Origin of the sequence: Microbacterium maritypicum MF109 (assembly GCF_000455825.1) — a bacterium.
Taxonomy (GTDB): Bacteria; Actinomycetota; Actinomycetes; order Actinomycetales; family Microbacteriaceae; genus Microbacterium; species Microbacterium maritypicum_A.
Genome location: NZ_ATAO01000064.1, coordinates 1 through 544 on the forward strand (window position 1 = coordinate 1; position 544 = coordinate 544).

The 544-nt window shown below is 68.0% G+C and carries 1 protein-coding gene; it reads left to right on the forward strand.

Annotation, left to right across the window (positions count from 1 at the left end; translation table 11 throughout):
- Positions 1-126: 126 nt before the first annotated feature.
- Positions 127-544: MATE family efflux transporter (locus tag L687_RS0120925; RefSeq protein ID WP_031206750.1), on the forward strand; the 418-nt coding region annotated here is incomplete at its 3' end.

A 544-nucleotide genomic window follows, 5' to 3' on the forward strand; every position in this document is an offset into this window, starting at 1 on the left:
CCGTCCGACGGTACCTGGAGGAGGGGCCGAGTCCAGAATCGAGTACCGGTCTTCCGGCCTGCCGAATCGATTCGATAAGCTGGTGGCACCCCCGATCATCCCCTCAGTTCTGCGAGCCGCTCCTTCATGGCCACCTCCCTCACCACGGGCCGTCCGTGGCGCGTCATCCTTGCCTTCTCCATCCCGCTCCTGCTCGGCAACGTGGTGCAGCAGCTCTACCAGTTCGCCGACGCCATCGTCGTCGGCCGTCATCTCGGCGTCACCTCGCTCGCCGCCGTCGGAGCGACCGGAAGCCTGCTGTTCCTGCTGCTCGGGTTCGCCTGGGGGCTGACGAGCGGTTTCGCGATCCCGATCGCCCAGGCATTCGGCGCGAGGAACGACGCGGCCGTACGCCGATCGGTCGCGACCGGCGTACTGCTCAGCGCCATCACGAGCGTCATCCTGACCGTGGGGGCGCCCCTCCTCGCCGGCCCGATCCTGTCGCTGCTGCAGACGCCGCCCGAGCTGATGGCCGAGGCGACGATCTTCACGCAGATCAGCTTCC